Source organism: Allobosea sp. LjRoot90, from assembly GCF_964254315.1.
Lineage (GTDB): Bacteria > Pseudomonadota > Alphaproteobacteria > Rhizobiales > Beijerinckiaceae > Allobosea.
This window is the reverse complement of record NZ_CAXUTF020000001.1, coordinates 1,149,478-1,165,214: the sequence shown is the minus strand read 5'-3', so window position 1 is coordinate 1,165,214 and position 15,737 is coordinate 1,149,478. Positions and strand designations below refer to the sequence as shown.

Sequence of the window (15,737 nt, the reverse complement as noted above, 5' to 3'; positions counted from 1 at the left end):
CTCACACCCCGAAGACCATCGAGCCGCGGCGCTTCATCACCAGATAGAACCCCGTCGCGATGCTGCTCATCAGCAGCGACCAGAGCAGGCCGAGTGCCGCGACCTCGCTGAACTCGCCATTGACGGCGTGGTCGAAGATCGCGACCGCGATCGTCTTGGTGTCAGGGCCGGCGAGGATGATCGCGGTCGAGAGGTCGCGTGAGGCGTTGAGGAAGATGAAGACCCAGCCGGCCATGATCGCCGGCCAGAGCAGCGGCACCACGATCTTGAGCAGGGTCTTGCCGGGTGAGGCGCCGCAGACGCCGGCCGATTCCTCGAGCTCTTTGTGGATCTGCAGTACGCCGCCATAGGTGTAGCGCATGCCGAAGGGCAGGAAATGGATGACGAAGGCGATAATCACGATCGTCAGCGTCGAATAGAGCGGGATCGGTGAGCGCAGCGCGACATCCATCATCGCGACGCTGAGCACGATGCCGGGCAGGATCATCGGCAACGTAATCAACTGGTCGGTGACGGCGTGGAAGGCGTGGCGGCGCGCGACGAGCCAGCCGCAGACCACCATCAGCGCCATCGTCACGCTCGCCGCCGCTGCGGCCGTGATCAGCGTGTTTACGATCAGCTCAAGATAGCCCTTGCTGCTGAGCACGATGGCGAAATTGTCGAGCGTCAGCGACTTGAAGGCGGCGAGCCGGATCGGGCGGACGAAGGGCGTCAGCGCCACCCAGAGCAGGGTCAGGATCGGCAACACCAGCACGATGATGCAGTTGGCCCAGATCAGCGCGCCGCCGAGCCAGCGCAGCCGCCCGAGCGGCAAAGGCCGCGGGCGAAAGCCCTTGCCGGTCACCGTGGCGAAGCGCGAGGCGTTGAGCGAGAGCCGGCTATAGAGATACATCAGCCCGGCGACCAGCACGGTCAGGACCACCGAATAGGCGCTGGCATGGCCGACCCTGGGCGGCACTGCGGCCCGGATGTCGTCGTAGATATCGGTGGTCAGGAGCTTGATGCCGGCCGAGGTGCCGACGAGCTTGGGCACGTCGAAAGCCTGCAGCGTCTTGATGAAGATGAACAGGCCAGTCGCCAGGGCGGCCGGCGCGGCCAGCGGGATTGAGATGCGCAGCACCATGGTCAGGATGCCGGCGCCGCTCATCCGCGCCGCTTCCTCCAGCTCGGCATTGGCGGTGCGGAAGCTCGCGGCGAAGAGCAGGAACGACATCGGCAGCCAGCCGAGCGTCTCGATCGTGACCATGCCGGCGATCGAATTGACGTTGAACAGGTTGCCGCCATTGCCGGTCAGGTTGCGATAGAGCTCGTTGAGCGGGCCGATCGGGCCGAGCAGGAAGAGCCAGGCAGGGACGTAGATGATCAGTGGGATGCCGAGCGACACCACCGTCATCAGATAGGCAAGCGAGCGGTTCGGCGCGTCCGTCCGCTCCACCACCCAAGCGAGCGAAGCGCCGAAGACGAGCGAGAAGACGGTCGACAGGGCGGCGAACCGGACCGAATTCCAGGCGCTGGTTAGAATACCCTTGTCGCTGATCAAATGCGTGAAGTTGTCGAGGGTGAAGGCGCCGTGTGAGCCGTCGGCGTTCATTACGAACAGGCTGTTCTGGACGAGCGCGATCACAGGCGGCAGCACCAGGCAGGCGATGACGAGCAGCATCACCAGCGCCAGGAGCTGCGTCTGCGTCGGGCGGCTGATCAGCCCGGCACGGCGTTGCCGCGGCAAGGTTGCTGCGGCGTCGATCACCTCGGTCATTTGAAGAGCTCGTCGTAGATCTTCAGCCAGCCCGCCAGCGGCTCGCTTTCCTGCGAGGAGATTTCCGGCGCGAGCAGGGTGGAGGTGAAGCTGCCGGTCACCGGGCCGATCGAGGGGTCTTTCGGTGACACATCTGGATTGCCCGGCGGATAGCCGGCCTCGGCGATGATCTTCTGGCCGTCATCCGAGAACATGAACTCGAGGAAGAGTTTGGCGGCGTTCGGATGCGGCGCGTTCTTCACCAGCGCGATCACGCCGAGATTGGCGACGAGCGGCTCCATCTTGACCCAGGCGATCGGAGCTTCCTTGGCCCGGCTGATCACCGCGTGATGATTATAGGTCATCAGGCCGATCGCGTACTGGCCGGAAATGACCTTGTCGAGAATGACGCGCTGATTGCCGGGCTCACGCACGATCTTTTGCTTCGAGAGCTCGCGCAAATAGGCCATGCCCTTGTCCTGCCCCATGACGGAGAGGACATTGCCGATGAAGCCGGCCGGGCCAGAAATGGCGCGGGTGTCGGTCCAGACCATCTTGCTCTGCCATTTCGGGTTGAGCAGATCCTCGAAGGTCTTGGGCGCCTCGGCCGCCTTAACCAGGTCCGTATTGTAGGTCGTGGTCAGGTAGAGCGCATAGATACCGGAATAGAGTTGGCTCTGCGGCTTGAAGGTAGGCGCGTATTTGGCGAGCGCCTCGGGCGCGAAGGGCTCGATCAGCCCGGCCTTGCTCAGCGGCGGAATCGAGGTGCCGGGCGAGTCGAACAGGTCGGCCTCCATCCGGCCGGCCCGCGCCTGGCTGGTGATCTTGAGGACTGTATCGGAATCGCCGGTCGTCGTGAAACGCACCTCGATTCCATACTTGGCCTGGAATTTCTCGGCGAGCGGACGCACCACCTGGCTCACCACCATGCCGGTGTACCAGACGAGCTGGCGCTCGGCCTTGGCCTTGGCGATCAGCTCGGCAGCGGGTTGGCTCTGGGCGAAGCCGGCGCTTGGCAACAGCGCAAGCGTGCCTGCCCCGGCGATGAAGCCGCGTCTGGTCTGCATGTCCTTCCTCCCAATCCTCACGCTGCGCCGCTGCCGGCGCATGAGTTCCTGGCGGTCTGTCGCCGCCATCCTGCGCCCCGGTTGAGCGGGGAGCATGCTACGGAATCTGCCGGCCTGGCCGTGACGGGTCAAACGAGTAAACGAAACAGGCGCGTGAGGAATTCTCAACGATCCGGAGGTTGAGCGATAGCGCTTTGCACGCTGACGAAGCCGGCCCGGTTCAGGAAATCCAGGAGCGTTTCGGCGACGAGATCTGGCGTATCGATCGCCATGACGTGACCGGTCTCCAGCACCATGAATTCGGCCCCGCCGATCTTGGCGGCAACGCCTGCAACATGATCGGGCGGGCGCGCCGCGTCGTGGCGCCCGGCGACGACCAGAGTCGGGCAGCGTATCGCCGACAATGCCGCATCGAGATCGAGTCCGGCCAGCATTCGCCAGGTCGCTGCGAGCCCGGCCGGGTCGGCGGCGAGGCGCAATTCCTCGTAGCGCGAGCGCGGGCTGGCGGCATCGTCGGCGAAAGCGTGGCGGATGCCGAGGCGCTCGATCGCCGCGATACGCTGTTCGGTCGCCGGCCGCTTCGCTTCGTCCAGCACGGTCGCCGGCGCAAGCAAAGCGAGAGCGGCTATGGCGCCCGGATGGCGCGCAGCGAAGGTAGCCGCCACGGCCGCCCCGACCGCGGCGCCAACGACCGCGACCGGTTCTGCTATGGCAAGCGCGCTCAGCAGCGCTGCGAGATCATCTGCCGCCTGTCCGACCGAATAGGGACCAGGTGGCTTCTCTGACAGCCCGGCCCCGCGCTGATCATAGCGAAGCACGCCGATATGAGGTGCCAGCAGCGGCACGACCGCGTCCCAGCTCTCCAGCATGCCGCCCATTTCATGCAGCAGAACGACGGTCCCCGGCGGCCTCGATTGCAGCTCGTAGCGCAGTTGGACGCCGTTGGCTTCGATCCAGCGGTTCGCCATGAAGTGCACCTCCCGCCGCGAGCCTTGGCGTTGCCCGCTCCCCTGGTCAAACGAGGGAATCTGAGCCCGGTTTGAGGAATGCTGCGGCATCGGCTCTTGTGAGCATTGCTCAATCGCCCTTTCGGTTAAGTCGTTTGACCAGGCCACGGCCTTGCGAAAAACCTCCGAAGCGTCACCGGCGATTAGTCCAGTGCGTCTTTGCGTAGTCAGAATGAGGTTTCCGCATGACGGGTTCGCTGTCCGGGGTCGCTTCGGTGATTGGCATCGGCCAGAGCGATTGGGTCGGCGACCATGCGCGGGTCCGGGCCGGCGAGCGGCCGCACGATTCCTATGGCTATGGCGCGCAGGCTTTCCTCTCGGCGCTGGCCGATTCCGGCATCACGCGTGATGAGATCGACGGGCTGATCGTCGGTCCGACCACCGCCTATGAGCGCGTCGGCGAACTGCTCGGTCTCAATGTTCGCTGGGGCGGGCGGGCTGATGCGATGACGGCGGTGATGGAAGCCTGCATGGCGATCCATGCCGGCCTCGCCTCGGTCGTCGCGCTCGTCTACGGCAATGACCAACGCTCGGCGCAGGTGAACTATGGTGGCCCCGACGCCCAGGGCGGGGCGGCCTTTCTCGCCTATGTCTATCACGCACCCTGGGGTTTCACCTCGCAGGGCGCGCTCTACGCGATGATGGCGCGCCGCTATATGCACGAGCGCGGCCTGTCGGAAGCCGAGCTCGGCGAGGTCGCGGTGGCGCAGCGTCTGGCCGCCTCGCGCAATCCTCGCGCGTTGATGCGCAAGCCGATCGGTATCGAGGATTATCTTGCTTCGCCCCTCATCTGTGAGCCGCTGCATATCTTCGACTATTGCCTGATCAACGATGGCGGCGTCGCCCTCATCATCGCGGAAGCCGGCAAGGCACGCCGCATTGGCCGCGCGCCGGTCCCTATCAAAGGCGTCGGCCGCTACGATCTCAATCGCGGCGCCACCAGCCTCGAGCCACGCCTGCTCGATTATTATCTACCGGCGCAGCAGACGGTCGCCGCCCAGGTCTTCGAGATGGCCTCGCTCGGCCCGAAGGATATGGACGCGCTGCAAATCTACGACAGCTTCTCGCTGCATATCCCGCTCGCGCTCGAAGGTTACGGCTACTGCCCGCTCGGCGGGGCCGGACAGTTCATGCGCGAGACCGGCATTTCACTCGCCAAGGGCCTGCCGGTGAACACCAGCGGCGGACACCTCTCCGAAAGCTACATGCAGGGCTGGAACCACCAGATCGAAGCCGTCCGGCAGGTGAGGGGCGAGGCCGGGGGCCACCAGGTCGAGGGCTGCCGCCACGTCCACTACAGCTCCGACGTCGCCGGCAAGGCGATCTCGATCATCTACGGAGCCTGAGCCATGGCGAACAGCCAGCCCGTCGTCACACTCTACGACGTCCCGATGTGGCAAAGCCTCGCTCGTGAGCGCATGCAGCTCCAGTCCTGCGGCCGTTGCGGCACGCTGCGTTACCCGCCCGGGCCGATCTGCTCCGCCTGCACCAGCATGGACTATCAATGGGCCGATCTCTCCGGCGGCGGCGAGATTCTGTCCTGGGTGCGCTTCCACCGCGCCTATTTCGACGACCATCCACCGCCCTATAACGCCGTCGCCGTGCGGCTCGACGAGGGGCCGATCGTCGTCTCCAACCTGATCGGCACCGAGCCGGAGGGCGAGTGGATCGGGCGGCGCGTCATGCTGACCTATCGCCGCCACCTTGATCGCACGCAGCACGCCTTCATGCTGACGGAGCAACCCTGACGGCGAGCCGTCGCGCGGAGAAGAGCATGTTCGAAAAAGACGTCGCCATCGTCACCCGGCACGGCCTGATGCCGGCCTTCGCCGTCCGGCCCGATGGCGAGGGGCCCTATCCGGTCGTCATCCTCTATATGGACGCGCCGGGCATTCGCGAGGAGCTCCGCCATATGGCGCGCCGGATCGCCTCTGCCGGCTACTACTGCCTGCTGCCCGACCTCTATTACCGGCTCGGCACGGTGCGTTTCGATCTGCCGCGGCGCGACGAGCGTATGTCGGCCGTGGTCGTCGCCTGCCTGCGCTCGATCGACAATGAGCGGACCACCGACGACACCGCCGGCATGCTCGCCTTCCTCGATGGCGAGGCCGAAGCCAATGCCCAGAAGGTCTCCTGCCTCGGCTTCTGCATGAGCGGGCGCTACGTCGTCGCAGCCGCGGCGAAGTTCGGTCCGCGCATCGCGTCGGCCGCCTCGCTCTATGGCGTCGGCCTCGTCACCGAGGATGAGGGCTCGCCGCACAAGCTGGTCGCGAAGGTGCCGGGCGAGCTCTATTTCGCCTTCGCCGAGACCGACAGCGCCGCGCCGCCGGCGACGATCGCCACATTGCAGGAGGCGCTTGCTGCGACCGGCGTCGTTCATGATGTCGACATCTTCCCGAACAGCGAGCACGGCTACTGCTTTACGGCTGGCCGCTGCTACCAGCCTGAGGCGGCCGAGGCGACCTGGGCCAAGCTCTTTGCGCTCTGGAAGAGGACGCTGGCATAGCCATGGCCGATGCGGCGCGCCTGATGACGAAGCGATTGCAGCGATGACGGCGCGACGCCCCTATGCCGGCCTTGTCGTCGCGGAGGTCATCTCCGACGCCGCCGACAATGCGCTGGTACTTGCCGCCGGCATGGCCGGGCGCATCCTCGCCGACCTTGGCGCAGAGGTGGTCTGCCACGCAGGTCGCGAGCGTGGCTTCGAGAGCAGTACCGAGCTGTTCCTGGCGCGTGGTAAGACCAAGTTGACCGCAAATCCGGGCGAACTGCTTGACCGCGCCGATGTTGCGCTCGTCGACGGTGGGCTGCTGCGCGAACAGGGGCGGGCGGGTCTGCCGCCGGTCACGGCGGTGCTCAGCCTGTTCGGCGGGCGTCTCGCCGACAGCGACAGGCCGGCCGGCGCCTTCACACTGGCGGCACTTGGGGGATTGCTGGCGATGGTCGGCGATCCCTTGCGGGCGCCCTTGCGCCTCGGCGGGCACCAGGAGGCCTTCGCGCTCGGCCTGTCCACCTATTGCGGTGTGGCGGCGGCGCTGGCCTCGGCGCGCCCGCAGGGCGCTCCCGTCACGATCCGGGCGAGCCTGCTCGAAACCCTCGTCTGGCTGAACTGGAAAGCCGTGCCGCTGGAGGGCTACGATGTCCTGCCCGGTCGAACCGGCGCTGCCTCCGAATGGCAGGTGCTGCGCTGCGCCGACGGCTATGCCGTGCTGGTCTATCAGGAGCCGGACTGGTCGCGGTTGAAGGCGGCGCTGGCCGAGCCGGCTCTGGAGGAGTCGCGCTTTGCAACACGTGCGAACCGGCTCGCACATCTGGCCGAGCTCGCCGCGATCATCGAGCGGCGCTTCCTGACGCTGACCCGCCGGGAGATCCACGCTTTGGCGCGGCAGCACCGCCTGCCGCTCGGGCCGGTGTGGAGTCCGGCCGACGCCTTTCACGACGCGCACAATCGGGCGCGCGGCCTGTTCGCGCCGCTCGGTGCGGATCCGGAGGTCCAAGCCCCGCGCCTGCCGCTCATCTGGCTCGACCAGGTAGCGGCCCGCCGGGCCGATATCGCGGTGGGAGCAGCCTGATGAGACTGCTGGAAGGCTGCCGTGTTCTCGATCTAGGCATCATCACTGCCGGCGCCGCGACGGCCGCGCTGCTCGCTGATTTCGGCGCCGAGGTGATCAAGGTGGAATCGCCGACCTATCGCGACCCTTTCCGTGCCTGGAGTGCGCAGGACGAGCCCGATGCGATGCCGCCGCTGTTTCGTGCCACCAACCGCAACAAGCGCGCGATCAGCATCGATCTGAAGCGGCCGGAGGGGCAGGCGATCTTCCTGCGCCTGGTGCGACGCGCTGATGTCGTGGTCGAGAACTTCCGCCGCGGCGTCATGGAAGGACTCGGCCTGAGCTTCGCCAGGCTGCGTGAGGCCAACTCCGATATCATCCTCGCCTCGATTTCGAGCCAGGGCGAGACGGGCCCCGATGCCGGCCATGTCTCCTATGGCTCGACGCTCGAGGCGCTGAGCGGCCTCGCCTGGGTGACTGGCTATGAGGGTGGCAAGCCCGAAGTCTCCGGGCGGGACGTGAACTATCCCGACCAGATCGTCGCGCTGTTCGCCGCCGGGGCGATCGCGACCGCGCTGCGCTCGGTGCGGAACGGCGAGGGCGGCAGTCATCTTGATTTGTCGCAGCGCGACCTTGCCGCCTTCATGATCGGCGATCGCTTCGCCGCAGCCTCGCAGGGCGAGGCCGTCACGCGCCAGGGCAATGCCCAGCATCAATGCCCGCTACAGGACTGTTTCCTCGCGGCCGATGGGATCTGGGTGGCGCTCTCGGTGCCGGCCTCCGTGCTGCGGCTCCTGTCGGATGCGCTCACGGCTGGCGATCTCGACTGCCCGGGCGCCCTTCGTATTGCGGTCGCGGCGGCAATCGCGGCGCAGCCCGCCCGGCAGGCCGTGGATTTCTTCTTGGGGCTCGGCGTGCCGGCTGCCTTGGTCAATGACGGCAACGGCATGATGTCTGGCTGGGGCGAGACATGGCAGCACGCCTTGCAGCGCGATGAGCAGGGCCTGATCGTCAAGGGCTTCCCGCTCCAGGTCGACGAGGCGCTACTCGCGATCGATCGGCCGGCCCCGCAGGTCGGCGCCGACACCTATGCCGTTCTCTCGGAGATTGCCGGCTACAGCCGCGGCGAGATCGCCGCACTCGCCGAAGCCGGTATCGTCGAGAGCGCGGGCTGAAAGGCTCAGGCCGGCACCAGGCTCTCGCCGCCGGGCAGCCGCATATGCCGCAAAGCGGCCTCGTACTCGATCGATTGCCCGAGGATCCAGTCGCGGAACTCAAGCACACCCGGCTTCTTCACCGCATGTTCGACATAGGTGAGGTAGTAGGCGACGCCGTTGTCGTGAATGAAGTCGAACGGCGCGACCAGCCGGCCGGCGTTGAGGTCCTCCAGCACCAGCGCCATCTGCCCGATGGCCATGCCGATGCCTTCCATCGCCGACTGGTAGGCGAGGGTCGAGCTTTCGAAATAAAGGCCGCGGTCGCTCTCGATATGCTGGCCGCCGGCGGCGTCGAGCCATTCACGCCAGTCATCCGGGCGGACTGTGGAGTGCAGCAGGGTCTGATCGGCGAGGATGTCGATGCCGATCTCGGGGCCGAGCCGCTCCAGGAAGGCCGGGCTGCACACCGGAATCAGCGCGCTGCCGGCGAGGCGATGCGAGACCAGCCCCGGCCAGTCGCCGGTGCCCTGCTGGATCGCGATGTCGATATCGCCCATCGAAAGCTGGTTGATCGGCCGTGGCGAGAGCGAGGTCGCGAGCTGGATCTCCCGTTTCGGATAGAGACGATGAAACAGCGGCAAGCGCGGAACGAGCCAGCGCAAGGTGAAGGTCATGGCACAGTGCACCCGCAGCGAACTCTCGCGCTGTGCGCCCATCAGGCGTTTGGTGGCGCGCTCCATCTGGTCGAAGGCGGTGCCCAGCGCCGTGACGTAGTCGTTCGCCTCAGCGGAGATGCGCAGGTCCCGGCCGGTGCGCTCGAACAGTTCCACGCCGAGCACGTCCTCCAGAAGCTTGATCTGGCGGCTGATCGCGCCGGGCGTCACCGAAAGCTCGTCGGCCGCCTTGGTGAAGCTGACATGCCGGCCGGCCGCCTCGAAGGCGCGCAGCGCGTTCAGCGGCGGCAGGCGGCGCAGCATGGCTCGGTCAATTGATGATTTCTCACAGATGGCCTCCCATTTAGTCGATTGACGGTATTGCGCTTTTCGCGTTGCTTATTGGCCAAGGGCAATGATGGATCAAATCGCCTTCAACATCAACGGGATGAAGCATGTTTTGCCGCGATTTATCGCCGATTTCGATGCGAAGCGACGTAGCACGGCCGGGATTCGCGAGAGTGCATTCTCGTGTGATTTTTCCTGAGCCAAAGCGGGCGATGAAATGAGGCTTTATTGGTCGCCTCGCTCGCCTTTTGTCCGCAAGGTTCTGGTCGTCGCGCACGAGGCTGGTCTCAACGATGTGATCGAGCGCCTGCCGATGGTCATCCTCTCGACCCAGCCGAATGATGGGCTGCTCGCGCTCAATCCGCTCGGCCAGATCCCGACGCTGGTCACCGAGGAGGGCGAGGCGATCTACGATTCGGCGGCGATCTGCCATTATCTCGACGTCGTGTGCGGCGACGGCCGGCTGCACCCGGCAGCGCCCGCGGCACGCACCGCTGCTCTCCGGCGCCAGGCCCTCGGCGACGGCCTGTCGTCGTTGCTGCTCAATTGGCTGAGCGAGCGCTCGCGCCGGCAGGGCGAGCAATCGGCCATGCGCATCGCGGCCGTGCACAAGAAGCTGCCGCATATCTTCCAGGCACTCGAGGCGGAGGCTGGGGCGACGGACGCCGCATCCTTCGATGTCGGTCACGCCGCGATCGTCGCGGCGCTCGGTTATCTCGATTTCCGCTTTGCGCCGGATTTCCTTTGGCACGAGCGCTATCCGCGCCTCGCGCAATGGTGGGAGGCGGCGCAGCAGCGCCCATCCGTCGCGGTGACGGCGCATTACGACGAACTCGCGACGGCCGGCTCCGCCCTGTCGCGCCAGAAGGGCAGGGCATGAGTATCAACGGACAAGCGTATATCGTCGGCGCCTACGAGCATCCGCTGCGCAAGGCGCCGGACAAGTCGCTGGCGCAGTTGCACGGCGAGGTCGCGCTTGGCGCGCTCGCCGATGCCGGCCTGAGCAACGACGATGTCGACGGCTATTTCTGCGGCGGCGACGTGCCGGGAACCGGCCCGTTCTCGATGGTGGACTACCTCAATCTCAAGGTCCGCCATGCTGATTCCACCAATATCGGCGGCGCTTCCTACATCCTGCACGTCAATCATGCGGCGCAGGCGATCGCGGCGGGGAAATGCGACGTGGCGCTCATCACGCTGGCCGGCCGCCCGCGCAGCGAGGGCGTCCCGAAGGGCGGGCTGAAGCGGGCCGACAGCCCGGTCCAGCCGGATTATGCCTGGGAAACCCCGTTCGGCATGACGATCCTCAACGTCTACGCCATGTGCGCGATGCGCCACATGCACGAGTTCGGGACGACCAGCGAGCAATTGGCCTGGGTCAAGGTCGCCGCCTCCCATCATGCCCAGCACAATCCCAACGCCATGCTGCGCGATCTCGTCACGGTCGAGGACGTGCTGAATTCGACGCTGGTCGCCGACCCCTTGCACAAGCTCGATTGCTGCATCGTCTCGGATGGCGGCGGCGCCGTTATCGTCACCCGGCCGGAGATCGCCCGCAGCCTCAAGCGCCCGCTGGTGCGTATCCGTGGCGCGGGCGAGGCTGTGAAGCACACTGCCGGCGGCGCGATCGACCTGACCTATTCAGCCGGCCGCTTCAGCGGTGCGGCCGCCTTCGCCGAGGCCAATCTGACACCGGCGGATGTCAAATACGCCTCGGTCTATGACAGCTTCACCATCACCGTGATCGTCCAGCTCGAGGATCTCGGCTTTTGCGCCAAGGGCGAGGGCGGTCGCTTCGTCGCCGACGGCAACCTGATCGCTGGTGTCGGCCGCCTGCCGGTCAACACCGATGGCGGCGGCCTCTGCAACAACCACCCGTTCAATCGTGGCGGGATGACCAAGATCATCGAGGCCGTCCGGCAATTGCGCGGCGAGGCGCATCCGGCCGTCCAGGTCGGGAATTGCGACATCGCGCTGGCGCACGGCACCGGCGGCATGCTCGGCACCAGGCACGGCGGCGCCACCCTGATCATGGAGCGGGAGTAAGGCCCATGTCGACATTGCGTGAGGCGCTGGATCACCAGCCCGAGACCAGGGCGTTCTGGAGCGAACTCGCCGAGGGACGTTTCACATTGCGCCATTGCCGCGCCTGCGACCGGGCGCACTGGTACCCGCGCGCGATCTGCCCGCATTGCGCCAGCCCGGAGACGGAATGGAGGGCGGCGAGTGGGCAGGGCACGATCTACTCCTACAGCATTGCCCGCACGGCGGCCGAGCCCTTCGCCATTGCCTATGTCACCCTCAAGGAGGGGCCGACCATGATGACCAACATCGTCGGCAGCGACTTCGCGGAGATCGCGATCGGCAAGCCGGTCGAGATCGCCTTCGGCCATAAAGCCGAGGACGGCATCACTTTACCGGTCTTCAGGCTCGCCTGAGGCGCTCTCTCCGCCTGACCTATTTGCGCGGCGTGCTCGATCACACCGCGCGCGACCACAACGATATCAGAGGAAACGACCATGCCGACAGCCTTGTCACGCTCGCTCGCCGGTTTCGCCTCCGGCTTGCGCTATGAGCATTTGCCGGCCCGCGCGCTCGAAGCCGTCCGGATCGGCATGGCCGATACGGTTGGCGTCATGCTCTCGGGCGTCGACATGCCGGTCTCGCGTCATGTCCTCGCTAGCCTCGGCACGCGCGGCCTGAAACACGAGGCGCGCATCCAGCTCGGCGCCGAAACAGCTTCGGTCGCCGATGCGACGCTGGTCAACGCCGTGACCACGAGCAGCGTCGTCTTCGACGACGTCGCCTTCGCCGGCTGCCATACCAGCACGGTGCTGATGCCTGCCTTGCTGGCCGAGGGCGAGCGGATCGGCGCCAGCGGCAAGCAGGTCGTGCAGGCCTATGCCGCCGGCTACGAGCCCTGGGCGCGGCTCGCCGAGCGCGATCCCGATAGCTATTCGAGCAAGGGCTGGCATGCGACCGCCTGCTTCGGTCCATCAGCTGTGGCGCTGGCGCTCGCCAATCTGCGCGGCTTTGACGAGGCAACGACCGTGCGCGCGCTTGGCATCGCCGCGTCGATGTCGGGCGGCATTACCGCGAGCTTCGACACCGATGTCGGTCCGTTCCAGATCGGGCGCGGCGCCGCCGGGGGCGTGCTGGCGGCACAGCTCGCCGAGGCCGGCATGTCGGCGCCGGCCGATGCGCTGGAGCGTTCCGGGCGCGGCATGCTGGTTGCGCTGTCGCCCAAGGGCGCCGTCGATCTGGAGAGCCCATTAGACGATCTCGGCCGCGCCTGGCGCCTCGAAAGCATCGGCATCAACGTCAAGCAGTACCCGTTCGGCAATATAGCGCAGCGGGCCGTGGACGGCGCGCTCGATCTTGCGATTGCGAATGACGTCAAGCCGCAGGAGGTTACCCGGGTCGAGCTGCTGATCAGCGAGGCGCAATATGCGGTGATCTCGAAATCGCCCTCGGTGCTGCATTTCGTGCCCTCGCACAGCGTGCCGCTTGCGGTCGTCGCGGCATTGTTCGAGCGGCGCGTCACCTTCGATGCGCTCGATGAGAGCTTCTATGGCCGCCCCGAGGTCCAGGCGCTGCTGAAGCAGGTCGAGACCGTGGCCGACAGCCGCGTTCCGGCCGACACTCAGCCCAATCTCGGCTTCAGCGGTGGCGTCCGCCTGCATCTCAACGATGGGCGCGTGCTCGAGAGTCCCAGCGTCGACTACGCCCGCGGCCACTGGACGCGGCCGATGAGCGAAGCCGAGCTCTGGCAGAAGTTCTGGTCCTGCAGCGGCAAGCAGCTCGCCCAGCCGCAGGCGGAAAAGCTCTTCGCCAGCCTGATCAGGCTCGACGAGGTCGCGAACGTCGGAACGCTCAATCGTTGAGTGATCGCGATGGTGAGCGGCCGCAAAGAGCGGCAGCATCGAGCTTTCGATTGAGGAAAGCTCACTCGATCGCGCCGTTAACTCGTTTGACCGGTCATGGCGTCGGTCCTACCTCGACTGCAGTCAGCGTTTGATCCGGCGGAGAGACTAAGATGGTCCCCGACACCCCATCGCTACGGTTCAGCCAGACCGGTCATGTCGCGACCATCGTGCTCGACCGGCAGCAGGTGCTGAATGCGATCGACCCCGAGACCGGAGCGGCGCTCGCGGCCTGCTTCGAGCGGATCGCGACCGATGACAGCATCCGCGCCGTAGTTCTGACCGGGGCGGGCGAACGAGCCTTCAGCGCCGGCGCTGACCTCAAGAAGACGGCCGAGATTACCGGCCCCTACGCAGCCCAGGCCTTTGGCGGGGGCGGCGATCACAGCTTCGCCGCGGCGCTCGATTGCGAAAAGCCGTTGATCGCCGCGGTCAATGGTTTGGCCCTGGGCGGCGGGCTGGAGCTTACCCTTGCCTGCGATATCAGGCTGGCTGCGCCGCAGGCGCGCTTCGGCCTGCCCGAGGTCAAGGTCGGCACGATCCCGGGAGCCGGCGGTACGCAGCGGCTGCCGCGCAGCATCGGGCAGAGCGATGCGATGCTGATGCTGCTTTCGGGCGAGATGATCGATGCAGAGGAAGCTCTGCGCCTCGGGCTGATCAGCCGGATCATTCCCGCGCCGGACCTGCTGTCGGAAGCACAGGCGCTCGCCGCCCGTATCGCGGCGAATGCCCCGCTCTCGGTCCGGGCGATCAAGCGCCTCGTCCGCAGCGGCGGCGAGTTGCCATTGCCCGAGGCGCTGCGACTGGAGCGGCTGGTCTGGGGCATGCTGCGAGATACGCAGGACAGGGCGGAGGGCCGTCGGGCCTTCGCCGAGAAACGCCCGCCCGTCTTCACCGGGTGCTGAGACGAGAAGTGAGAGGTCTATGATCGACAAGCAGGTTCCGGACATGGCCGCGGCGCTGGCGGGCATAGGCGACGGCGCCTCCGTCCTGGTCGGCGGCTTCGGAGCGGTGGGCCAGCCCAACGCGCTGATCGACGCGCTGGCACTGAGCGGCGTGCGTGGCCTGACGGTGATCGCCAACAATGCGGGCTTCGAGCCGCAGACTGGGCTCGGCAAGCTGATCGGCAGCGGCGCCGTGGCGAAGCTGATCTGCAGCTTCCCGCGCGGTTCCTCCGCCTTCGATACGCGTTACGAGAAGGGCGAGATCGAGCTCGAGGTCGTGCCGCAGGGCACGCTCGCAGAGCGGATCAGAGCGGCCGGCGCCGGGATCGGCGCCTTTTACACGCCGACGGGAGCGGGCACGCGTCTCGCCGAGGGCAAGGAGACAAGGCGGATCGGCGATCGCGACCATGTGCTCGAATATGCGCTGGCCGCCGATGTCGCCCTGATCCAGGCCTACACCGCCGATCGCTGGGGCAACCTGACCTACAAGGGCAGCGGCCGGAATTTCAATCCGATCATGGCGATGGCTGGCAGGCTCACCATCGCCCAGGTCGCGACCGTTGTTCCGCTAGGCGAGATCGAGCCCGATATCGTCGTTACCCCCGGCATCTTCGTGAACCGCGTGCTGCAGGTCGAGGGCGGCGATCCGCCCTTGGCGACAACCGCCGCGAGCAAGGAGGGCGCCCGATGAGTGCCGCACTGGATCATGCCCCGTTCAGCCGCAAGGAGATGGCGAGCCGCGTCGCGAACGACATCGCCGAGGGCTGGTACGTCAATCTCGGCATCGGCCTGCCGACGCTGGTCGCCGATCACATCCCCGCCGGGCGCGAGGTGGTGCTGCATTCCGAGAACGGCATCCTCGGCATGGGGCCGGTGCCGGGCCCGAACGAGGCCGATCCCTGGCTGGTCAATGCCGGCAAGGAGAACGTCACCTTGGTGGCGGGCGCTTCGCTGTTCCACCATGCCGACAGCTTCGCCATGATCCGTGGCGGCCATATCGATCTCTGCGTGCTCGGCGCCTTCGAAATCGGCGAGACTGGCGATCTCGCCAACTGGTCGACCTCCGGCAGCGATCGCACGCCGGCGGTCGGCGGCGCCATGGATCTGGCGGCGGGTGCCCGCAATGTCTGGGTGATGACCACCCATGTCACCAAGTCGGGCGAGCCAAAGCTGGTGCGCCAATGCCGCTATCCCTTGACCGCGGCGCGGGCGGTGAACCGCGTTTACTCTGATCTCGCGGTCATCGACGTGACCGAGAGCGGCTTCGTGGTGCGCGCGATGGCGCCGGGGCTGACGCAGGCCAGGCTGCAGGAATTGACCGACGCGCCCCTCGCATTTTCGCTGAGGTGAGC

16 protein-coding genes are annotated in these 15,737 nt (G+C 66.5%); 12 read left to right on the top strand and 4 right to left on the bottom strand.

The annotated features are described in order from the left end of the window. Position 1: 1 nt before the first annotated feature. From ACSQ3M_RS05465 to ACSQ3M_RS05455, 3 genes are all read right to left on the bottom strand, one after another. Positions 2–1,756, bottom strand: coding sequence for an ABC transporter permease (locus tag ACSQ3M_RS05465; RefSeq protein ID WP_436149035.1), 1,755 nt, complete (start codon positions 1,754–1,756; stop codon positions 2–4). Next, positions 1,753–2,802: an ABC transporter substrate-binding protein gene (locus ACSQ3M_RS05460; RefSeq protein ID WP_436149034.1), complete on the bottom strand. Its 1,050-nt coding sequence runs from the start codon at positions 2,800–2,802 to the stop codon at positions 1,753–1,755. Before ACSQ3M_RS05460 ends, ACSQ3M_RS05465 begins: the two co-directional genes overlap by 4 nt. A gap of 164 nt (positions 2,803–2,966) precedes the next feature. Further along, positions 2,967–3,770 carry an alpha/beta fold hydrolase gene (locus ACSQ3M_RS05455; RefSeq protein WP_436149033.1) on the bottom strand — a complete coding sequence of 268 codons (804 nt, stop codon included), beginning with the start codon at positions 3,768–3,770 and terminating at the stop codon, positions 2,967–2,969. Between the two features lie 224 nt (positions 3,771–3,994). On the opposite strand from ACSQ3M_RS05455, the gene ACSQ3M_RS05450 reads away from it, so the two are divergent. From ACSQ3M_RS05450 to ACSQ3M_RS05430, 5 genes are read left to right on the top strand one after another with little or no spacing between them, the layout of a single operon-like run. Continuing rightward, positions 3,995–5,155 (top strand): thiolase family protein, encoded by a 1,161-nt coding sequence (locus ACSQ3M_RS05450; RefSeq protein WP_436149032.1) that lies wholly within the window; start codon positions 3,995–3,997, stop codon positions 5,153–5,155. A gap of 3 nt (positions 5,156–5,158) precedes the next feature. Further along, positions 5,159–5,557, top strand: coding sequence for a Zn-ribbon domain-containing OB-fold protein (locus ACSQ3M_RS05445; RefSeq protein ID WP_436149031.1), 399 nt, complete (start codon positions 5,159–5,161; stop codon positions 5,555–5,557). 26 nt (positions 5,558–5,583) lie between these two features. Then, positions 5,584–6,315 carry a dienelactone hydrolase family protein gene (locus ACSQ3M_RS05440; protein WP_436149030.1) on the top strand — a complete coding sequence of 244 codons (732 nt, stop codon included), beginning with the start codon at positions 5,584–5,586 and terminating at the stop codon, positions 6,313–6,315. A 43-nt stretch (positions 6,316–6,358) separates the two neighbouring features. Beyond that, positions 6,359–7,381 (top strand): CoA transferase, encoded by a 1,023-nt coding sequence (locus tag ACSQ3M_RS05435; protein WP_436149029.1) that lies wholly within the window; start codon positions 6,359–6,361, stop codon positions 7,379–7,381. Beyond that, positions 7,381–8,535 (top strand): CoA transferase, encoded by a 1,155-nt coding sequence (locus ACSQ3M_RS05430; protein ID WP_436149028.1) that lies wholly within the window; start codon positions 7,381–7,383, stop codon positions 8,533–8,535. The genes ACSQ3M_RS05435 and ACSQ3M_RS05430 overlap by 1 nt, the downstream gene beginning before the upstream one ends. 5 nt (positions 8,536–8,540) lie before the next feature. Here the strand turns inward: ACSQ3M_RS05430 and gcvA are convergent, their stop codons facing one another. Then, positions 8,541–9,494 (bottom strand): transcriptional regulator GcvA, encoded by a 954-nt coding sequence (gene gcvA, locus ACSQ3M_RS05425; protein ID WP_436149027.1) that lies wholly within the window; start codon positions 9,492–9,494, stop codon positions 8,541–8,543. A gap of 241 nt (positions 9,495–9,735) precedes the next feature. On the opposite strand from gcvA, the gene ACSQ3M_RS05420 reads away from it, so the two are divergent. The 7 genes from ACSQ3M_RS05420 (at position 9,736) to ACSQ3M_RS05390 (ending at position 15,735) form a co-directional block, all read left to right on the top strand. After that, positions 9,736–10,398 carry a glutathione S-transferase gene (locus tag ACSQ3M_RS05420; RefSeq protein ID WP_436149026.1) on the top strand — a complete coding sequence of 221 codons (663 nt, stop codon included), beginning with the start codon at positions 9,736–9,738 and terminating at the stop codon, positions 10,396–10,398. Continuing rightward, positions 10,395–11,564: a thiolase domain-containing protein gene (locus ACSQ3M_RS05415; RefSeq protein WP_436149025.1), complete on the top strand. Its 1,170-nt coding sequence runs from the start codon at positions 10,395–10,397 to the stop codon at positions 11,562–11,564. The genes ACSQ3M_RS05420 and ACSQ3M_RS05415 overlap by 4 nt, the downstream gene beginning before the upstream one ends. A gap of 5 nt (positions 11,565–11,569) precedes the next feature. Then, positions 11,570–11,956, top strand: coding sequence for a Zn-ribbon domain-containing OB-fold protein (locus ACSQ3M_RS05410; RefSeq protein WP_436149024.1), 387 nt, complete (start codon positions 11,570–11,572; stop codon positions 11,954–11,956). Between the two features lie 81 nt (positions 11,957–12,037). Continuing rightward, on the top strand, positions 12,038–13,402 hold the full coding sequence (locus tag ACSQ3M_RS05405; protein WP_436149023.1) for an MmgE/PrpD family protein: 1,365 nt from the start codon (positions 12,038–12,040) through the stop codon (positions 13,400–13,402). A gap of 152 nt (positions 13,403–13,554) precedes the next feature. Further along, positions 13,555–14,346, top strand: a complete 792-nt coding sequence (locus ACSQ3M_RS05400; RefSeq protein WP_436149022.1) for an enoyl-CoA hydratase/isomerase family protein — start codon at positions 13,555–13,557, stop codon at positions 14,344–14,346. A 22-nt stretch (positions 14,347–14,368) separates the two neighbouring features. Next, positions 14,369–15,076, top strand: a complete 708-nt coding sequence (locus ACSQ3M_RS05395; protein WP_436149294.1) for a CoA transferase subunit A — start codon at positions 14,369–14,371, stop codon at positions 15,074–15,076. Beyond that, complete coding sequence (locus tag ACSQ3M_RS05390) at positions 15,073–15,735, top strand: 3-oxoacid CoA-transferase subunit B (protein WP_436149021.1); 663 nt, start codon at positions 15,073–15,075, stop codon at positions 15,733–15,735. The genes ACSQ3M_RS05395 and ACSQ3M_RS05390 overlap by 4 nt, the downstream gene beginning before the upstream one ends. The last annotated feature ends 2 nt before the right edge of the window (positions 15,736–15,737 follow it).

What these genes read in the sequence shown, in the direction of transcription:
- ACSQ3M_RS05465 (WP_436149035.1), bottom strand. Translation starts at nt 1,756, where the DNA reads ATGACCGAGGTGATCGACGCCGCAGCAACCTTGCCGCGGCAACGCCGT.
- ACSQ3M_RS05460 (WP_436149034.1), bottom strand. Translation starts at nt 2,802, where the DNA reads ATGCAGACCAGACGCGGCTTCATCGCCGGGGCAGGCACGCTTGCGCTG.
- ACSQ3M_RS05455 (WP_436149033.1), bottom strand. Translation starts at nt 3,770, where the DNA reads ATGGCGAACCGCTGGATCGAAGCCAACGGCGTCCAACTGCGCTACGAG.
- ACSQ3M_RS05450 (WP_436149032.1), top strand. Translation starts at nt 3,995, where the DNA reads ATGACGGGTTCGCTGTCCGGGGTCGCTTCGGTGATTGGCATCGGCCAG.
- ACSQ3M_RS05445 (WP_436149031.1), top strand. Translation starts at nt 5,159, where the DNA reads ATGGCGAACAGCCAGCCCGTCGTCACACTCTACGACGTCCCGATGTGG.
- ACSQ3M_RS05440 (WP_436149030.1), top strand. Translation starts at nt 5,584, where the DNA reads ATGTTCGAAAAAGACGTCGCCATCGTCACCCGGCACGGCCTGATGCCG.
- ACSQ3M_RS05435 (WP_436149029.1), top strand. Translation starts at nt 6,359, where the DNA reads ATGACGGCGCGACGCCCCTATGCCGGCCTTGTCGTCGCGGAGGTCATC.
- ACSQ3M_RS05430 (WP_436149028.1), top strand. Translation starts at nt 7,381, where the DNA reads ATGAGACTGCTGGAAGGCTGCCGTGTTCTCGATCTAGGCATCATCACT.
- gcvA (WP_436149027.1), bottom strand. Translation starts at nt 9,494, where the DNA reads ATGCTGCGCCGCCTGCCGCCGCTGAACGCGCTGCGCGCCTTCGAGGCG.
- ACSQ3M_RS05420 (WP_436149026.1), top strand. Translation starts at nt 9,736, where the DNA reads ATGAGGCTTTATTGGTCGCCTCGCTCGCCTTTTGTCCGCAAGGTTCTG.
- ACSQ3M_RS05415 (WP_436149025.1), top strand. Translation starts at nt 10,395, where the DNA reads ATGAGTATCAACGGACAAGCGTATATCGTCGGCGCCTACGAGCATCCG.
- ACSQ3M_RS05410 (WP_436149024.1), top strand. Translation starts at nt 11,570, where the DNA reads ATGTCGACATTGCGTGAGGCGCTGGATCACCAGCCCGAGACCAGGGCG.
- ACSQ3M_RS05405 (WP_436149023.1), top strand. Translation starts at nt 12,038, where the DNA reads ATGCCGACAGCCTTGTCACGCTCGCTCGCCGGTTTCGCCTCCGGCTTG.
- ACSQ3M_RS05400 (WP_436149022.1), top strand. Translation starts at nt 13,555, where the DNA reads ATGGTCCCCGACACCCCATCGCTACGGTTCAGCCAGACCGGTCATGTC.
- ACSQ3M_RS05390 (WP_436149021.1), top strand. Translation starts at nt 15,073, where the DNA reads ATGAGTGCCGCACTGGATCATGCCCCGTTCAGCCGCAAGGAGATGGCG.